Source organism: Bifidobacterium sp. CP2 (genome assembly GCF_018555635.1).
Taxonomy (GTDB): Bacteria; Actinomycetota; Actinomycetes; order Actinomycetales; family Bifidobacteriaceae; genus Bifidobacterium; species Bifidobacterium saguinibicoloris.
The window spans coordinates 1-18,039 of sequence record NZ_JAFEJX010000007.1; the positions used below are offsets into that span (position 1 = coordinate 1).

At 65.7% G+C, this 18,039-nt stretch carries 10 protein-coding genes, 1 tRNA gene and 1 pseudogene; 3 read left to right on the forward strand and 9 right to left on the reverse strand.

Going from position 1 to position 18,039, the window contains the following annotated elements; translation table 11 throughout:
* Together JS531_RS11100 and JS531_RS06735 are read left to right on the forward strand one after the other, a co-directional pair.
* Positions 1 to 142 (forward strand): annotated as a pseudogene (locus JS531_RS11100) (IS110 family transposase); the annotation flags it as partial.
* A gap of 563 nt (positions 143 to 705) precedes the next feature.
* Positions 706 to 1,926, forward strand: a complete 1,221-nt coding sequence (locus JS531_RS06735) for an aminotransferase class I/II-fold pyridoxal phosphate-dependent enzyme (protein WP_214314357.1) — start codon at positions 706 to 708, stop codon at positions 1,924 to 1,926.
* Between the two features lie 144 nt (positions 1,927 to 2,070).
* On the opposite strand, the gene JS531_RS06740 is transcribed toward JS531_RS06735, so the two are convergent.
* From JS531_RS06740 to JS531_RS06770, 7 genes are all read right to left on the reverse strand, one after another.
* Complete coding sequence (locus JS531_RS06740; protein ID WP_214314359.1) at positions 2,071 to 4,575, reverse strand: DUF6055 domain-containing protein; 2,505 nt, start codon at positions 4,573 to 4,575, stop codon at positions 2,071 to 2,073.
* Between the two features lie 973 nt (positions 4,576 to 5,548).
* A complete protein-coding gene (locus JS531_RS06745) occupies positions 5,549 to 8,359 on the reverse strand; it encodes a polyribonucleotide nucleotidyltransferase (protein ID WP_214314361.1) in 2,811 nt (936 codons plus the stop codon).
* 336 nt (positions 8,360 to 8,695) lie between these two features.
* Positions 8,696 to 8,965 (reverse strand): 30S ribosomal protein S15, encoded by a 270-nt coding sequence (gene rpsO, locus JS531_RS06750; RefSeq protein ID WP_214314363.1) that lies wholly within the window; start codon positions 8,963 to 8,965, stop codon positions 8,696 to 8,698.
* A 129-nt stretch (positions 8,966 to 9,094) separates the two neighbouring features.
* Positions 9,095 to 9,784, reverse strand: a complete 690-nt coding sequence (locus tag JS531_RS06755) for a hypothetical protein (protein ID WP_214314365.1) — start codon at positions 9,782 to 9,784, stop codon at positions 9,095 to 9,097.
* A 108-nt stretch (positions 9,785 to 9,892) separates the two neighbouring features.
* A complete protein-coding gene (locus JS531_RS11105) occupies positions 9,893 to 10,543 on the reverse strand; it encodes an HTH domain-containing protein (protein WP_240542092.1) in 651 nt (216 codons plus the stop codon).
* Positions 10,544 to 10,973: 430 nt separating this feature from the next.
* Complete coding sequence (locus JS531_RS06765) at positions 10,974 to 12,647, reverse strand: SpaA isopeptide-forming pilin-related protein (RefSeq protein ID WP_214314367.1); 1,674 nt, start codon at positions 12,645 to 12,647, stop codon at positions 10,974 to 10,976.
* 216 nt (positions 12,648 to 12,863) lie between these two features.
* Positions 12,864 to 15,320, reverse strand: a complete 2,457-nt coding sequence (locus JS531_RS06770) for a vWA domain-containing protein (protein ID WP_214314374.1) — start codon at positions 15,318 to 15,320, stop codon at positions 12,864 to 12,866.
* 363 nt (positions 15,321 to 15,683) lie between these two features.
* Between JS531_RS06770 and JS531_RS06775 the strand changes: the two genes are divergently transcribed.
* Positions 15,684 to 15,986, forward strand: a complete 303-nt coding sequence (locus tag JS531_RS06775) for a HigA family addiction module antitoxin (protein ID WP_214314376.1) — start codon at positions 15,684 to 15,686, stop codon at positions 15,984 to 15,986.
* A gap of 691 nt (positions 15,987 to 16,677) precedes the next feature.
* Here JS531_RS06775 and JS531_RS06780 read toward each other — a convergent pair.
* Together JS531_RS06780 and JS531_RS06785 are read right to left on the reverse strand one after the other, a co-directional pair.
* Positions 16,678 to 16,751, reverse strand: a tRNA-Gly gene (locus JS531_RS06780).
* A gap of 155 nt (positions 16,752 to 16,906) precedes the next feature.
* Positions 16,907 to 17,941, reverse strand: coding sequence for a biotin--acetyl-CoA-carboxylase ligase (locus tag JS531_RS06785; protein WP_214314576.1), 1,035 nt, complete (start codon positions 17,939 to 17,941; stop codon positions 16,907 to 16,909).
* Positions 17,942 to 18,039 lie beyond the last annotated feature (98 nt).

Here is an 18,039-nt window from a genome sequence, read left to right on the forward strand (position 1 = left end):
CATCGCCTACTACAACCGCAAACGCGAACAAGGAAAACACCACAACGCCGCCGTCATCTGCCTCGCCCGACGCCGCTGCGATGTCATCTACAGCATGCTCAAGAACGGCACCCTCTACCAGGAACCGACCCTCGCCGCCTGAACACCACGAAGAACGAACACACCAGCCGCCACCGGCAAGGCGAAGCACGCCCACGACAACCAAACAAAACCCGACACATCAACCCCCTACGGAATTGACAAAAACATAGGAACACCCCCCCCCGCCGCACCCGCGCAGCACTCGCCCGCACACACATGAAACGTGTGTCCCATCGGACACTAGCCTGCCATGACCGCAAAGGAACAATCGCCTCCCTTCTGGAAAGGCCGACACCACCCAGCCACCACTCAGTCACCGCATATCCGCATATCCGCATATCCGCACACCCGCACACCCGCACACCCGCGCAGCACTCGCCCGCACACACATGAAACGTGTGTCCCATCGGACACTAGCCTGCCATGACCGCAAAGGAACAACCGACGCCCCTCCGGGAACCCCGACACCACCTAGTCACTACCCAGTCACTGCCCCGGCACCACCCAGTCACCACGCATCCGACACGGTTCTTCCTATGGACGGCTATCAGACGGCGGAATACCGCCGATTCCCGGCCCTGACGCGCATTCGCGCCGAAAGCGCGAGGCTGGTAGACCGGGAGCATGACCTCAGATCTCGTGCATCACGGCGAATCCTTCGACGGCACTCCCCTCGGCTTCGCCACCAAGTCCATCCACCTCGGCAACGGGGTCGACGCCGAAACCGGCGCAATCCGTCGCCCCATCACCCTCGCCAACGCGTACGCGCTGCCCTACGACCCCTCCGACATCAACTGGTCCAGCTCGGACGTGAACCTGTACACACGCAACGGCCACCCCAACCAGCGCTACCTCGAAGCGAAACTCGCGAACCTCGAAGGCACCGAGGACGCCGTCGTGCTCGCCTCCGGCGTCGCCGCACTCGCCGCCACCTTCACCACGCTGTTGAACCGCGGCGACCACGCGATCTTCTCCGACACCACCTACATCGCCGCATACCGTCTGCTCAACCAGATCCTGCCCGAAAAGTACGGCATCGAAACGTCCATCGTTGACACGTCGGACCCCGCCAACATCGCACGCGCCATCAGACCGAACACGAAGCTCGTGCACATCGAGACGCCCGCCAACCCCACGCTCAAGGTGACCGACATCGAGGCGGCGGCGAAACTCGCGCACGACGCCGGCGCGCTGCTCAGCGTCGACAACACGTTCAACTCGCCGTTCAACGTGCGACCCGCAAGCCTCGGCGCGGACGTCGTCATCGAAAGCCTCACCAAATACATCAACGGACACGGCGACGCGCTCGGCGGCGCCATCGCCACCCGCAAGGAGCTCACCGACCAGATCCGCTTCACATACCAGGTGAATTACGGCGGCATCATCTCCCCGTTCAACGCATGGCTCATCAACCGCGGATCCGTCACGCTGCCGCTGCGCATGCGACAGCACAACGCGTCCGCACTGGCCATCGCGAAGCACTTGGAATCGCTGCCGCAGGTGCGGTTCGTGGCGTATCCGGGGCTCAAGTCGCATCCGGGGCACGACGTGGCCGTCCGCCAGCTCGCCCGACCGGACGCCGGCTTCGGCGGCGTGCTCTCGTTCGGGCTCGACACCGACCACGACGGGCACAACCGCTTCGTCTCCAAGCTCAACGTGATCACGTCCGCCGTGTCGCTCGGCCACGACGAAAGCCTCATCGTGTTCCTCGGCGAGGACGACGAACGCCAGTACCTGTACCCGCCCGAGTTCCACCGCGGCTTCTTCCGCCTCGCCGTGGGCCTCGAAGACACCGACGATCTCATCCGCGACATCGACCACGCGCTCGCCGAGGCCAGGTTGTAGGCCGGGTTGCAAAGGTCGGGCCGGGCCACACCATGCGGACATGATGGGGCATGAACATCGAACGGGGGTCATCCCGGACACTGGTTCCGGGACGACCCCCGTTTGTGAGACCGGCTGAAGCCGCGCCGCGTACGTCAGCGCACGTCAGTCGCGCCGACGGCGTGCGAGCGCCACGCCGCCCAAGCCGATGGCGGCAAGACCCGCGGCCGCGGCGAACAGCGCGGCCACGTCCGAACCGGTCTTGGACAGGCCGGTCGTCTTGCCGGACGTAACCGGCCTGGCCGAGGCATCGCCCTTCGCGCCGTCGCCCGAGCCATCGCCGGAACCCGAACCCGAACCGGAACCGACCGCCACCAGACCGTCGAACGCACGCTGCAGCGCGTCGGACGTCGCCGTCAGCGACGACTGGGTCGTCGACGCGTCGGCGAGCGCGGCGCGCGCCGCGGACAACGCGGCCGCAAGCGCGGCGAACGAATCGGACGTGTACGCGGACTGCTGCACGGCGGACGCCTTGTCGACGAGCGACTGCAGCGCCTTACGGGTAGAGGGCCATGCCTTCGCGAGATAGTCAGCCGCCTCAGGCGTGCGCGTCACCTCGTCGAGCGCGGTGAGCGAGCCGAAGCCGGACGAGACCGCGCCGTCGTCCACCACGCCGTAGTAGACGCCCTTGCTCACCTCGCCCTGCGGATAGTATTCCGCAGCGCCGCGCACCTGGGCGGTGCCGGAGAGGCGCGGGGAGTCGTTGAAGTAGTCGAACGCCTGGAAGTTCGTGTCGACCACCGCGTCACCGCTGACGGACGCGTCGGTCAGGAGCACGGAAATGCCCTTCACGACGGCGTTGCCGGACACCGTGCCGCCGTACATGGTGACGTGGTCCTCGATGCGCGCGTTGCCGGAGACAGTGCCGCCGAACACGCGGGCGTGCGGGCCGACGTACGCCGTGTCGGCCACGGTGGCGTCGTCGGACACCCAGCCGCCGCCGTTGGCGTGGCGGTGGCCGCCGGTCAGACCGGCCGTGTTGTCCGCGGGCGTGGCGCCGTCGAGATCCACGTAATACGGGTAGCGGTAGATGCTGTAGTCCTTCTGGTTCCACAGATAGTTCTGCATGGTGGACGGCGCGCCGGAGACCACAAGGTAGAGGGCCTTGTCGTCGCTCTTGGTGTCGAACGTGAGGAAGCCGTCGGTGGACGACTGCAGTTCGCTGTAGCGCGGCGTGCCGTCCGCACCCACGGCGACGAGACCCCACCGCCAGCCGGAGTCCGGGACGGGCACGGTCTTCGGATTGTCGTTCTCGCCGGCGAACGAGGGGAACGCGTCCGTGCCGGCCTTGTCCTGCACGATGCCGTGGAAGCCGACGGTGACGGTGGTGGTCTGGTTGGTCTGGGAGGTCGTCTGCGGGTCGAGTTTGACGATGTTATAGCCGCCCTGCTGCGGCGCCTGTTCGGTCAGCACACGGTAGCGGCCGTCCACCGGCTTGCCGTCGGCGTCGCTCACCTGATCGAGGTAGGTGAGGCGGTTCGTACGCACGTAGCTGTGCGCTTCGACGGACGCGTCCTCGACGGAGCCGTACGACTTCGCCATCGCCTCGCCCACGGTGGCGCCATCCGCGTTCTTCGCCGGATAATCCCAGGTGACGTCGTGCATGGCCCACTGGGCGAACACGTCGTTGAACTGGGCCTGGGTCATGCCCATGGCCAGACGCATGATCTGCATGGGGTTCTCGGGCAGGCCCTTGTAGAAGTCGGGGAAGCTCTGCGATTTGCGCCAGATGTCACTGACCACGCGCGGCCCGTACGTTTCGGCCGCGTATTCGAAGAACGGCCAGTTGCAGTACATGTCGCGGCTGGAACCGAAGTTGATGTGCGGGTTGTCGACGATCATGGCGCTGCAGTGCACGTTGGTGGAGCCTGTGGCGCGGAACGCCATCCAGTTCGCCACCGATTCGAAGATCCAGTACATGCTGCTCTCCGGGGTGACATAGGAGCCGTTGTACACGCCCACGCCGAACTGCAGCGTGTGGGTGAGCTCGTGCGCCACGCCCCACGCGTCCTTGAGGTCGTGGGGCAGCATCCACATGGCCGGGTAGTGGGTGCCGTTCTCGGTCCAGCCGCCGGCCAGCCCCTGCTGGTTGTTCACCATGACCACGATCTTGTATTTGGTGGCGGAGGTGCAGTACGGTTCGGGGAAGTCGATGCCTTGGGCATCGGTGTAGAAGTCGTAGTCCTGTTCGAGGGTCTTGGCGCCGGTCTGGATTTCGTTGACGTCGACGGGCTTGCCGTCGTCGGTCTTCACGTCGCTGGTCCAGTAGAACGCGAAATGGTCGGTCTCGTACTGCAGTTCGGTGCGGGTCTTGTCGTTCGGGTCGATGTCGGAGCTGGTGCCGAACGTGGACGGGTCCGGCGCGGTCCAGGTGCCCGGCGTGCAGCCGGTGTTCGTGTCCGGATAGTTCGGGTATGCGGTGGTGGCGGCAGCTGCGGTGGTGCTGGTCGCGGTAGCTGCGGTAGCGGCCGAGGGCATCGCGACCAGTCCGATGGCGGCGGCGATGGCCAGTGCGCCGGCGGACAGTCGCTGCAGGATACGGGGTTGCGGCTTCCGAGGTTGCGATGTCCGGGGTTGCGATGTCCGGCGGGATGGTGCTTGGTAAGGCATGAGGGTGCTCCTGATGCGGTGGCGTGGTTCAGGTGGACGCCGTGGGCCGGGCTGGGTCGTCGGGTTACCGACGCTCGACGCCGAAACGACGAATCGAATCGGAGTCGTGGTTCCGACTATCAGCCGTTATCGCTCACAGCATGGCCTCAGATATAGCGGCACGCTGTTTACGTGCATGTTTCATCGACGCATCAGTGGACATGCGCACGACGGCAGGCCTGGACATGACACCGGAACGCCACACGGCCCGCAAATGCCACTCCGGCCCACGTCACCTTGGTACGGAACACAGTACCGGCCACCAAATCGCACTCCGGGGCCACAATCCCTGCACCCGGAACACACCAACACCGCCTTCCCCGCACTCCGGACCACAGCCCCCTGGTCCGGAACGCGATACTGGTGCCAAATCGCACTCCCGGGCCACAATCCCTGCACCCGGAACACACCAACACCGCCTTCCCCGCACTCCGGACCACAGCACCCTGGTCCGGAACGCGATACTGGTGCCAAATCGCACTCCCGGGCCACAAACCCTGCACCCGGAACTCACCAACACCGCCTTCCCCGCACTCCGGACCACAGCACCCTGGTCCGGAACACCACACAGTCCCCGAATCACATTCCCGGTCCACTATCCCCTAGCCCCAGCGAAGCGACCTGGCAAGAACCACCCGAACCGCTTCACAATCCCCCCCTCTCAGCGAGGCAATCCGTCAGGAAACCGCTGACTTGCTTCACTAACCGGTCACCCCACGAAGCAAGACGACAAGAACCACCCGAACCGCTTCGCAACCCCCATCTCAGCGAAACAACCAGTCAGGATTCCGCCGAACCGCTTCACAAACCAAGCACCATGCGAAGCATACGAAAGGGGCCGCTTCCGAAATGTTTTCGGAAGCGGCCCCTGACCAGTCGGACTCAATCAGGCCCACGCTTCAGGCGTCAGACCCAGGCCCCAGCATAAGCCGAATCAGTCCTCGAACGGATCGAAGTCGCGGCGCACGCGGCGACGCGGGCGCTCGTTGCGCTCCACGCGGTCGGCGTGGTACTCGTCGTAGTTCTCGTCGGTGGCATAGCGCGGGTTGCGGTCGTAACCACCGCGGCCACCACGGCCGCCACGGGAGCCGCGACGGTCGTCGCGATCATCGCGATCGGCGGAACGACGGCGGCGCGGACGATCGTCATCGCGGTCGGAACGGTCGGAACGGTCGGCGCGGGAGCCGCGACGGTCGTCGCGATCGTAGTCGCGGTCGTCACGGTCATCGCGATCGGCGGAACGACGGCGACGCGGACGATCGTCGTAATCGCGGTCATCACGACGATCGTCGTCGTAATCGCGGTCGGCGGAACGACGGCGACGCGGACGATCGTCGTAATCGCGGTCGTCGTCATCGTCGCGGTCCACCGGACGGCGACGACGCGGACGGTCGTCGAAGTCGCGGTCGTCACGATCGTCACGGTCGCGACGCGGGCCACGGCCGCCGCGCGGACCACGGTCGCCACGATCGCCACGGTCATCGCGGTCGTCACGGCCGCCACGCGGACCACGGTCACCGCCGCGACGGGCGCCGGACTCCTGGTCCTCGAAGCCGGGGATGGCGAGGGAGATCTTGCCGCGGTCGTCGACGCCCTGGACGACGACCTCGACGGTGTCGCCCTCCTTGAGGACGTCCTCGACCTGGTCGATGCGCTCGCCGTTGGCGAGATTGCGGATCTGGGAGATGTGCAGCAGGCCGTCGGTGCCCGGCGTGAGGTTCACGAACGCGCCGAACGACGTGGTCTTGACGACCTTGCCGTTGTAGGTCTCGCCCGGCTGCGGCACGTGCGGGTTGGCAATCTGGTCGATGATCTCCTTGGCCTTCTGCGCGGCCTCGCCGCCTTCGGAGGAGATGAACACGGTGCCGTCATCCTCGATGGCGATCTCGGCGCCGGTGTCCTCCTGGATCTGGTTGATCATCTTGCCCTTCGGTCCGATGATCTCGCCGATCTTCTCGACCGGGACGGTGGTGGTGATGATGCGCGGGGCGTACTCGCTCATCTCGGCCGGGCCGTCGATGCACTCGTTGATGACCTCGAGGATGGTGGTGCGGGCGTCCTTGGCCTGCTGCAGGGCGGCGGCCAGGATGTCGGCGGGGATGCCGTCGAGCTTGGTGTCGAGCTGCAGGGCGGTGATGAACTCGGAGGTGCCGGCGACCTTGAAGTCCATGTCGCCGAACGCGTCCTCGGCGCCCAGGATGTCGGTCAGGGTCTTGTAGATGTGCTGGCCGTCCACGTCGCCGGACACGAGGCCCATGGCGATGCCGGCCACCGGGGCCTTGAGCGGCACGCCGGCCGCGAGCAGGGACAGGGTGGAGGCGCACACGGAGCCCATGGAGGTGGAGCCGTTGGAGCCGATGGCCTCGGAGACCTGACGGATGGCGTAGGGGAACTCCTCGCGGTCCGGCAGCACCGGGACGAGGGCCTTCTCGGCGAGGGCGCCGTGGCCGATCTCGCGGCGCTTCGGGGAGCCGACGCGGCCGGTCTCGCCGGTGGAGTACGGCGGCATCTCGTAGTTGTGCATGTAGCGCTTGGACTGCGGGCCGGAGAGGGAGTCGAGCTGCTGCTCCATCTTGAGCATGTTCAGCGTGGTGACGCCCAGGATCTGGGTTTCGCCGCGCTGGAACAGGGCGGAGCCGTGGACGCGCGGCACGATGTCCACTTCGGCGGACAGGGTGCGGATGTCCTTGAGACCGCGGCCGTCGATGCGGTAGTCCTCGGTGAGGATGCGGCGGCGCACGATCTGGCGCTGCAGCTCCTTGAACGCATTGCCGAGCTCCTTGTCCTTCTCGGCGTCGTCCATGTCGGTGAACTCGTTGGCGAGGATCTCGCGCACGTGCTCCTTGATCTCGTGGATGCGCTCCTGACGCGGCAGCTTCTCCGCGATGGTGAGGGCCTCGTCGAGGTCCTTGTGCGCGATCTCGTCGATGCGGTTGTAGAGGTCCTCGGTGTACTCCGGGAACAGCGGGAATTCGCGGGTCTCCTTCGCCGCGGCGGCCTTGAGCTCGTTCTGGGCCTCGCAGATGACCTTGATGAACGGCTTGGCGGCTTCGAGGCCTTCGGCCACGACGGCCTCGTCCGGCTTGGTCTGGCCCTCGTCGTAGATGAGGTGCCAGGCGTTCTTGCCGGCGCCGGCCTCGATCATGGCGATGGCGACGTCGCCGTTCTCGATGACGCGGCCGGCCACGACGATCTCGAAGACGGCGCGCTCACGCTCGCTCCACTTCGGGAAGGCGACCCACTGGCCGTCGATGAGGGCCAGGCGCACGCCGGAGACCGGGCCGCCGAACGGCAGGCCGGAGATCATGGTGGAGGCGGAGGCGGCGTTGAGGGCCACCACGTCGTACGCGTCATCCGGGTTGACGGCGAGGATGGTCTCGACGACCTGGACCTCGTTGCGCAGCGTGTGCGGGAACAGCGGGCGCAGCGGGCGGTCGATGATGCGGCAGGCTAGGATCGCGTCGTTGGACGGGCGGCCTTCACGGCGGAAGAAGGAGCCGGGGATCTTGCCGGCGGCGTACATCTTCTCTTCGACGTCGACGGTCAGCGGGAAGAAGTCGTAGTTCTCCTTCGGGCTGTTGCCGGCGGTGGTGGTGCTGAGCACCATGGTGTCGTCGTCCAGGTAGGCGGCGACGGCGCCGTCCGCCTGCTGGGCGAGACGGCCGGTTTCGAAGCGCAGCGTGCGCTTGCCGAACGATCCGTTGTCGATGACGGCCTCTGCGGCCTTGATTTCGGGACCCTCCATAGGGTTCCTCCTTTGTTCTTGTTCTGTTGTGTGTTCCTTGTTGTCCTGCAACCTGTGGCCCTTCTTCAGCCGGGCCTGGCTCTTCACATTCGCTTCTGGTTTCGGCGGTGCGTTCCGGCGCCTTCCGATTGTCCGGTTCCGGTGCCGTCCGTCGCCGCCGCGCGGCCCCCGGCCGCGTTCCTCGTGTCAACCTCTCGATTCGTAAAACCGGGCCTCTCTTGTCGGCCGCCCTTGCGGCCTATCCTCTTCGGCCCGTTCCCTTCTCGTCGGCGTTGCCGTTGGCAGGCGTATGCAAAACGCCCGAGCGCCTGTGGGCGCCCGGGCGGAAGTCTTGAGTTATCGACGCAGACCCAGCTTCTCGATCAGCGCACGGTAACGGTTGATGTCGTTGCGCTTGAGGTAGTCCAGCAGGGCGCGACGGTCACCGATCATCATCTGCATGCCGCGACGGGAGTGGTGGTCGTGCTGGTGCATCTTGAGGTGCTCGGTGAGGTCGGAGATGCGCTTGGAGAGGAGCGCGACCTGGACCTCCGGGGAGCCGGTGTCGCCTTCGTGCGTCGCGTATTCGTCGATGATCTGCTTCTTCTGTTCAGCCGTCAGTGCCACGGCATCCTCCTTATGGTCGGTTTGTTGCGCGGTGCCCCGGGCTTGCTGCTCGGAGCGCTCTCTATCCGCGGGCGATTTACGCCAAAGAGCAACTATAGGGGGTGGTGCGGACCATGCGGCGTTCCGTCGTCACGCCGCCGCGCCGACGGTGGCGAGCACGCCGCCGAACATCACGATGAGCAGGGCCGCGGTCTCGATGGCGAAGAACAGGATGAACGAGGTCCAGCTGCGGGTGAGTACGTTGAGCGGCGAGTCCTTGCGGATGATGACGAGCAGGCCCACCCACACCACGGCGAACACGGCCACGCCGAATCCGGCGGCGATGATGCCGAGGTCGGCGGCGTTGGCCATGGCCGCCGCATCGCCGTACACCACGTAGGTGGAGTACCAGAAGTCGAAGCGGAGAAGGCACACGCCGGCGATGAACTGTTCGGCGGCGAGGCCCGCGGTGAACACCACGCGCCACAGCCATCGCCCGGAGTCGACCACGGCGAGGCCGAGACCCGCCAACGCCACGAGGGTGACGGTCCAGGAGAGGAACGTCACGCCCTGCGGGGTGAACGCGGTGAAGCGTTCGGTCACCCATGCGGTGTGTTGCGCGGCGAGCATGCGTCCGTACCAGTAGGGGGCGATGATGGCGACGAGCACGGCCGCCCCGTACACCACCCATTGCACGGGGTGGGAGCGGCGGCGTTCGATGTCCGCCAGGGAGAGGTCGGTTTCGGGGATGGAGGGGTCCGGGTGTTTGGACACTTCGACCGTCTCCACCGCGCCGTCCACGATTTCGGTGGCTTCGTTGTGTTCGCTGCTGTCCGCCATGCGCCCGCTGCTCCGCCTTGTCTCGCCGTTGTTGTCTGGTTGCGTGGTCCAGTGTAGTAGGCCCGCCGGTGGAGGGATGCGCGACGCCACGCCGGCGCGACCATGCGGTCACGCGGACGCGGCCACGCCGGGATGGAGGTCGGCCTGCATGAGCGACGCGGTCTCCTCGCCGCCGTCGGCGGCTTCCGCGTCGCCCGTCTCCGGTTCGCCCACGCGACCGGCGGCTTTTTCGGCGTCAAGCATGGCGGTGAGCATGGCGACCTTGTGTTCGAGTTCGTCGATGCGTCGCACCTGCTGCGAGATGAGCAGGTCGCGGATGTCGTCGGACCCGCCCACGCCCATCGCGACGTCCGTCTCGCCGGACGCCGCGGGAAGCACGATGGCGCGTTGCGACGCGTCGACGGCGAACGACGCGGGTGTCTTCCTTCCGCGCGTCGCGCGGGAGGTCCATCGTCGCCGCTCCCCTCCGACGCCCTCCTCGCCGGACGTCCCCTCCGCCTGGTCCGAAAGGAGATCGCGGTAGTCCTCGCGCCAGCGCGCGAAGCAGCGTTCGATGCGCTTGTAGCCGATGAGCGCGGGGTCGAGTCCCGCTTCGCGGAACAGTTTGACGGGTGAGCCGCCTTGGTTGTATTGGATGATGCAGTATCGCTTGAAGGCCTCGGCGTAGGTGATCCGCTTGGGCGAGGCCTCGACGACCGCCGGCAACGATTTGAGATACGTGACTTCTTCGGGACTGAACTTCCCTCCGCCGCTGACCATGATGTACTGCGCTCCTTTGTCTACGGCGACGTTTCTGCTCGGATGGGGACGGACGTCGTTCATTCGTGGCGATTGCTCCCCCTCGTCGTCATATGGCGAAGATGGTAACCCCGCGGAACGGTTTACCAATAACCCCGATACGGGGGTATTTTTCTTCCCCGATGTCCGCGGGTCCTTTCGCGCGCATCCCGGTGGGTGGATGGAGATGACTGGGACGACGGAGCTGCCGGGATGAACGGCCCGGAACGACTTGGGAGACAGACGCAACCGGAACGACCGGAGGAGACCGGGACGCGGACCTTCCGATACGACGAGGTGGCCGGCCCGGAAATCCGGGCCGGCCACCTCATGTCGTCATCGTCCTTGCGTGTGCGGGTCTCGACCGTCGGGGCCGTGACCCGTCACACCACAGCAGCGATGGTGGTCAGGCTCACGCGTTGAGCGCGCGCTTGGTGCTGCGGCTCTTGGCGAACACGGTGGCCGCCGCGCCGGCGAGCAGGCCGCCGAGCACGACGAACAGGGCGATGCCCGCAGCACCGGTGAGCGGCAGCTGGGTGATGGACTTCACGTTCTTCACCGTGGCGGTGTTGTCACCGGGGGCCACCAGACCGAGCGTGTCCTTGGAGAAGGTCACGGTGCCGTCCTTGGCGATGGTCACGTCGAACGTCGGCAGGAACTGGGTGGAGTAGCCGTTCGGGGCCACGACCTCCTCGATGGTGTACTCGCCGGCGCGCAGACCCTTGAACTCCACGGTGCCGTCAGCAGCGCTGGTCACGGTGTAGTCGGTCTTGTTGGTGGTGGAGTGCCAGCTGGGCAGGGACCACTGATCGGTCTGACCGTACTCGAGGTACGTCTCCTCACCCTTGTACTTGATGGCGAACTGCGCGCCCGCCAGGGCCTTGCCGTCCGCGCCCTGCTTGGTGAACTTCACGTTCACGGTCTTGAGGGTGTCCGGCTTGCCTTCGACCCAGTTCTGGTTGTCATTGCCGACGGACGGGGTGTTGGTCACGCCGTCAGTGGCGGCATCCTCGGTCACGTATGCCGTGTAGGCGACCAGCAGGGTCTCGCCCGCGTGGCCGGCCACGTTGTCGATCTTCACGACAGTAGTGGTGCCGGTCTTGGCGTCGCCGGTCTGCGATTCGATGGAGTAGCCGCTCTTGAGCACTTCGGAGTTCTGCAGCTTGCCGTCCTTGTTGGCGTCGTAGCCGGCGCGGAAACCGGTGAAGTCGCCGACCTTGGCCGGGACCTTCAGGCCCTTGGACGCGACATCCTTGACGTACAGAGGCAGCGGGTGCGTCTCGTCATAGTTGGTGGTATCCGGAATGGTCGCCTTGATGGTGTAGGTCACGGACTCGCCGTAGCCGACCACACCGACCTCGTCCTTGTCGCTGGTCTTCCCCGGAACCGGGTTCTCGGAGTGCTTCGCGTTGAACTTGCCCGTCACGTCGATGCCATTCTGGGTCGGATCGGCGTTCGCGACCGGCAGGGTCTGGTCGTTCGCGTCGCCAAGCGGGGTCGCCACGATGGCGGACGCACCACCGGACACGACGGTGCCGTCGGCCTTGGTCACGGTGTCGGTCACAAGGTACCAGCCCTGGCCGCCCACGTTCAGCGTGGCGTCCTCGCCGGTGCCGGCCACGGAGCCCGCGCTGTCCTTGGTCGTGATGGTGACGTCGCCGCTAATGCCGAACTGGCCATCCAGGCTCTTGCCCAGAACCGCGGTGAATGCGTCGGCGAACTTGCGCAGCGTCGCCTGATCGAACGTGGTCACGTACGCGGCCGGCTCACCAGTGTACGGTTCCGGAACCGCGTCCACGCCGGCGGCCTGCGCGGCCAGACCGGCCACAACCTTCTCATAGCCGCTGATCGTCAGCTGGGCGCGAGAGCCGCTGGCGGTAGTCACCTCGACCTCGTTCTTGCCGTCACGCTGCACGAGCTTGAGATCGGCGAACTTGTACGCCGTGTAGGTGTGGCCCTCCTGCGAATTGCCCACGGTGATCGCGGACGGCACCTCCGCCGCATTCGCGGTGGCCGCGCCCAACGCGAGACCACCGAACAGGGTCGCCGCCGCGGCGACTCCTGCGAAAAGCTTCCTCAACTGCATGAGAAAACCCTCTCTTCCTTAACTGCTTGCCGTGCCGCCGACGGACGCCGCCGGCACGATGGTTGTTCTTGCAATCGCGGAGGCTCCGGCTCCTCCCAGAGCCTTCACGATCCGCAAATCTTCTGTTGCGCGGCCGGCCGGCAAGGGCCGGCCGCGTGGACCGGTCTCACCACCTCCCCGTCCGCGGGGTTCCGGCGAGACCAGCGGGACCGTCCGTCAGGCCGTCATGCGCCTGCGCCACACGGCGTAGGAGATGCCGGCCAGGGCGAGCATCACGCCGGACGCCGTCAGCCACATGCGTCCGGTCGTGCCGCCGGTCAGCGGCAGCGCGGAGACGGCGACCAGTGTGTTGGCGATCTTGCCATCTTCGCCGGCGCCCACCGTGAACTCGTTGTCCGTGGACGTGGCACTGCCGGGCAGGACCGTGACCTTGACGGGACTGGTGAGCTTGGCGTAGCCGCTCGGCGCCTTGGTCTCGGTGAGCGTGTAGTCGCCCCACTTGAGGCCGGTCACCTTGAGTGCGCCGGCGGTTGTGTCGGCGTCGTTATCGGCGTTGTCCTTCACGACCTTGTCGGCGAATCCGCTCACCTCGGTGGAGCCGAGGGTCCATTCGGATCCGGACAGTGTCTTGCTGGCGTCGTTCTTGTCGACCTTCTGCCATGCGATGCTGCCGGGCTTGGCGGTGTTGATCACCGTGCAGGTGACGTCCTTGCCTTGATCGAGGTTCATGGTCTGCGCGCCGCCGGAGGTGGTGGTGACCTTGACGGTCTTGCCGGCGGCATCAACGCAGGACCATGTGCCGGCGGCGTAGCCGCCGAAGTACTGGTACTTGGATGCGGCGTCCGCGGTCTCGCTCAGCGTGTAGGTGCCGGGGGTGAGCTTCGTCGTGGCGACGGCCTGCTTGGTGACCGCGCCTTCGGCGGTCTCCTTGCCTTCCGGGTTCTGGGACTGGATGCCGTAGGCGCCGTTGTTCTTCGTGGCGGAAAGCTGCCAGTACGAAGGCTTCGCGCCGTACTTGTCGCCGGCGTTGGTGTTGTCGACGCCGTTGACGAGCGTGAGGCTCGGCACATTCACCTGGATAACGGGCCTCGGGTAGGCGGCCTGCTTCTGCGGGCTCACCACCGGGTCCTGACCTTCCTGCTGGGTGACGGTCTTGTAGTACACCTGCGCAGTGGTGTTACCGTCGTTGTCGTCGGCGTTCGAGAAGAAGCCGGGCTTCCCTGAGCTGGTGTCGTTGCCTTCGGCGTCGGTGTTCGGTTCGCCGATGCTCGGGTACTGTGCAGAATGGTCGATGAAGTACTGGTACGCCTCGTCGGACGGCTTGAGCATGATGCTCACCGTGTAGGTGACGCTCGGGCTGAGCACGGTGCCTTCATCGAAGTTCAACGACAGCTGCTGGGTCTGCTGATTGTAGACGGCATGCATCTTCGTGGCGGCCGGGTCGGTCTTGGATACATCGTTGCCGTCTGCGTCATGCGCGGAGGCGGAGAGTAGATAGCCGGTGCCGCCGTTCTGGTCCGTCGAGACCGCATACCCGGAGAGCGTGTCCTTGATGAGCACGTCCTGGTACTTCGACTGCGTGGTGATCTGCTCGACGATGGAGTCGAACGCAGCGGCGAGTTTGCTTGCGTTGGTACCGTCGAAGAACGTGCCTTTCGGATCGATGGTGTTCGCGAACTCCTGCATCTTCTCATTCGCCTCGGAACCGGTGCTCACCGCATACAATGAGGCGCCGTTGCGCTGGTTGGCCTCGTTGACGGCGGCATCGAAGTTGTAGTTCTTGTAATCAGGAAGGCTTGATATACCACTGCCGTATACGCCGTCGGACTTTAAATAATCGCAATCCGTGAATTCACGGTCCCAATTATCCCTACCGGCAACCCCGCAATCGGTGTTCATGGAGCTGTTACGGAACGTCGGCGTACCGTCGGACACGAACACGATATATTTCTGCACACCGGCGCGTGCGGTGTTCAGCGTGTTGGCGTCCTCGAGCGCGGCCTCCCAGTTGGTGCCGCCGGTGACATCCATCCTGCCAAACGAATCGATGACGCTCTGCGCGGACGTGGTCCACTGCTGCCTGCCGAAGTTCACGATGTTCGACTTCGTACTGAAGTCAACCACGGACATCTGCACCTGCTGGTCCGTCGGCAACGCCGCATTCGCGGACGTCAGCAGCTTGCGGGCGAGCGTGGAGGCGGCCGACGTGGCGGTCCGCCAACGGTCGCCCGCCATGCTTCCCGAAACGTCCATCACGAGCACCACGTCCGCGGGCTGGTTCTTCTGCTCGGTGCTGGCGCGGGAGGCGCCGGTCACGTCGAGGCTCAGCCAGTACGTGCCGTCGTTGTTGTACTTGATGTACTTGTTGTGGGTCGGCGCGCCCAGATCGGAACCATTGTCTGCCGCGGTCGCGACGGCGGTGCTCTTCGGACGCAGCTGCTTTGCCTCATCGGCCTTCGCCTCGGCGAGTGCGGCCCGCTTGGCCGCGGCCTTGGACGCCTTGGCGGACGTCGTGTTCTTCGTGCCGTCCGCGGCCGTGGCGGCCATCGCGCTGGCGGTGACGCCCACAACGCCGGTGAGCATGGCGGCTGCAGCCACCACGGCGGTGATCCGTTTGCCGTTCCTCTGCGCCGCTTCCCCTAGGGCGGCGAGCCAATCTGCGAACTTCCTCATGTCTTGCCTGTCTTCTTGCCTCCACGCGCCAAGTGCTGGTGCGCCTCATACAGAAGCCCAAGCTATGGGGATTCACCATGCCATGCGTCCACCCTCCAAGTGGGTTCCCGCTCCCCGATTTTTCGCGGTTTCCTGTCTTCAGGCCGTATGTCTTCCCCCGCCATGTCCCCGTCCGTAACGGACAATTTTCACCATGCGGCCCATGTCCCGGCATGTCACGCGATTATGGTCCGCCATCGACGCCGTCATGATGCGCACCCCGTCACCCGCACACTGACGCTTGACGATGCCATTAGCAGACATTGGTATCATTTCATGCAAATCAAATCGGAAATCCAACGAAATCCTCTACGGGGGCTATCGATGTCTACTTCGACGACTACCACGACTGATTACTACAGCACCCCCGGCGAAATCCTCGACGAAGAATTCCTGCAGCCGCTCGGCATCAGCCGATACCGTCTCTCCAAGAGCATCGGCGTCAGCGAAACCGCAATCGGCGAAATCGTCAACGGCAGGCGACGCATCACCACCGCGATGGCTTGGCGGCTGTCCAAGGCCCTTGGCACCAGCCCGGAATTCTGGGCCAACCTGCAGACCGACTACGACCTGCTGACCTTTGACTCCCGTTCCCTGGGCGATATCCACCCACTCGTCGAGGCCTGAGCGGTATAAACCGGTTCTTCGCATTGTGGCGTGCAGGAGGGCGCGCGGTCTCATCGTGGCGGTCTCATCATGTCAGAGCGACACGCCCGATATGAATCACCACGGCACGTCACGCGCGCCGGGAATGGTACGCAACACACGATTGCGGCAGCCGGGCCGTTGCATACCACCAATCCGGGGCACACGACGCGGTCTCCGGGCCTTTCCACATCATGTACCAATCGCTCTATGGGGGCGTGTCGCGCCGGATATTCCAAGAATGTTGGAATTCCAGTCTTTCTGCGGAATCCGCGAATGGTACGTGAACCAATCAGGGACGGTTCGAGCGTCGTGTACCACAGGGCATTGGTACAAAACCATGCGGCACGCCGTCACGGCATTGCGTACCACGAATTCCTGGTACGCACACATATTCCGAGACTGTTTCGTGTTGAATCCCAATGACGCCCGCCGCCGAGGCGGGAGACAACACCGACCGATCCGGACAACACATCCGAACCACCCCACCAGCCACACGCCACAATGCGAAGAACCAGTTATCCGGCACGACAGCGACCGGCCCGGACCCCGGCTCCCAGTGCGGTGAGGCGGGCCTGAGAAAACGTCATATCCTGCGTCACATTTCATTGTTCGCAGTATGGAGCAAGGTACGTGAATCGTTGGAATACCGCCGAAACGACGGGGTAAATAGTGGAGCGGGCGACGGGAATCGAACCCGCGTAATCAGTTTGGAAGACTGAGGCTCTACCATTGAGCTACGCCCGCGTGCCGCCTCGCCGCTCGCCCGGGCAACGCTTCCAGCACACATGCCTCGGGTTCGCAATCGAAACAACTCGAGCCATTATACACAACCCCGCGCCCGCACCTCCCCGCGCGTCGCGGACGCGGCAGACGCGACGGGCGTCGCACCATCGGCCGGCTCAGGCCGGCAGCACGCCCACGTCGGCGGTGCGCACCACATGCATCGCACCATCATCGGAACGCAACGCCAACGACGCGTCGTCGTTCAACGCGATCGCCTCGCCCACCAACTCACGCCCGTCGACGAAATGCGCGACGGCGCGACGTCCCAACGTGACGCAGCACGACGCCGTCTCACGCCTGAGCGACACGGCCTCGCCGTGCGGATCGGCCGTGAACGCGGCAAGCCGGCGACGCAGCGCGGCGACGGTGCCCGCCGCGATCATGTCGCGCATCGCATCGCCCTCGGACAACGGACCATAGTGCAGATGCAGCGACGTGGCCTGCGCCGTGGGCAGCCGGTCCGCGGGCACGGCGAGGTTCAGGCCGACGCCGAACACGATGGCCACGTCGGCGGGCGAACCGGACGCGGGAGAACCAGACACGGGCGAGCCGGACGCGACACCTGGCAAGGCATCAGACGCGACGCCGGACACGGTCTCGGACGCGCGCCGCCCCTCCGGCAGCGGCACGAGTTCGGCGAGGATGCCGCCGAGCTTCCGGTCGCCTACGAAGATGTCGTTCGGCCACTTGAGTCCGAGTCGGTCGGCGACGACGACGTCTCCGGAAACGGGAACGGACTTGCCCCCGGCGACGGCGACGGCATCGCCGTCGGCTTCGGCATCGGCGTGCAGCGGACGGGCGCCCGCCCGCCGCAATGCGGCCCGCAGGCCGTCGAGCGTGGCGAGGCCGGCAATCATCTGCAGCCAGCCGTTCACGGTTTCGTCGCGGGCGACGTCGTACGGCACGCGCATCACGTACGACACGGTGGACGACTCCCCCGCGCCGCTCACCCACGTGTGGTCGAGTCGGCCGCGGCCGGCGGTCTGACGGTCGGTCGCCACGACGTCCACGGACGGCGCCACGCCCATGCGTGACGTCTCGTCGGCGACGGCGAGCGCGGCGGATGCGACGAGCCGACGCGCCAACGTGTTCGTCGAACCGGTCTCGTCGACGAACGCCACGCGTCGGGCCACGGCCGCCGTGCGCGGCATGCGTTTCGACGCAGCCGTCCAGTCGATGTCGTCACGCTCGTTGCCGTCGTACGCACCGCCGTCGCGGACGATGCCGTCGTGTCCGATGCCGTCCGACG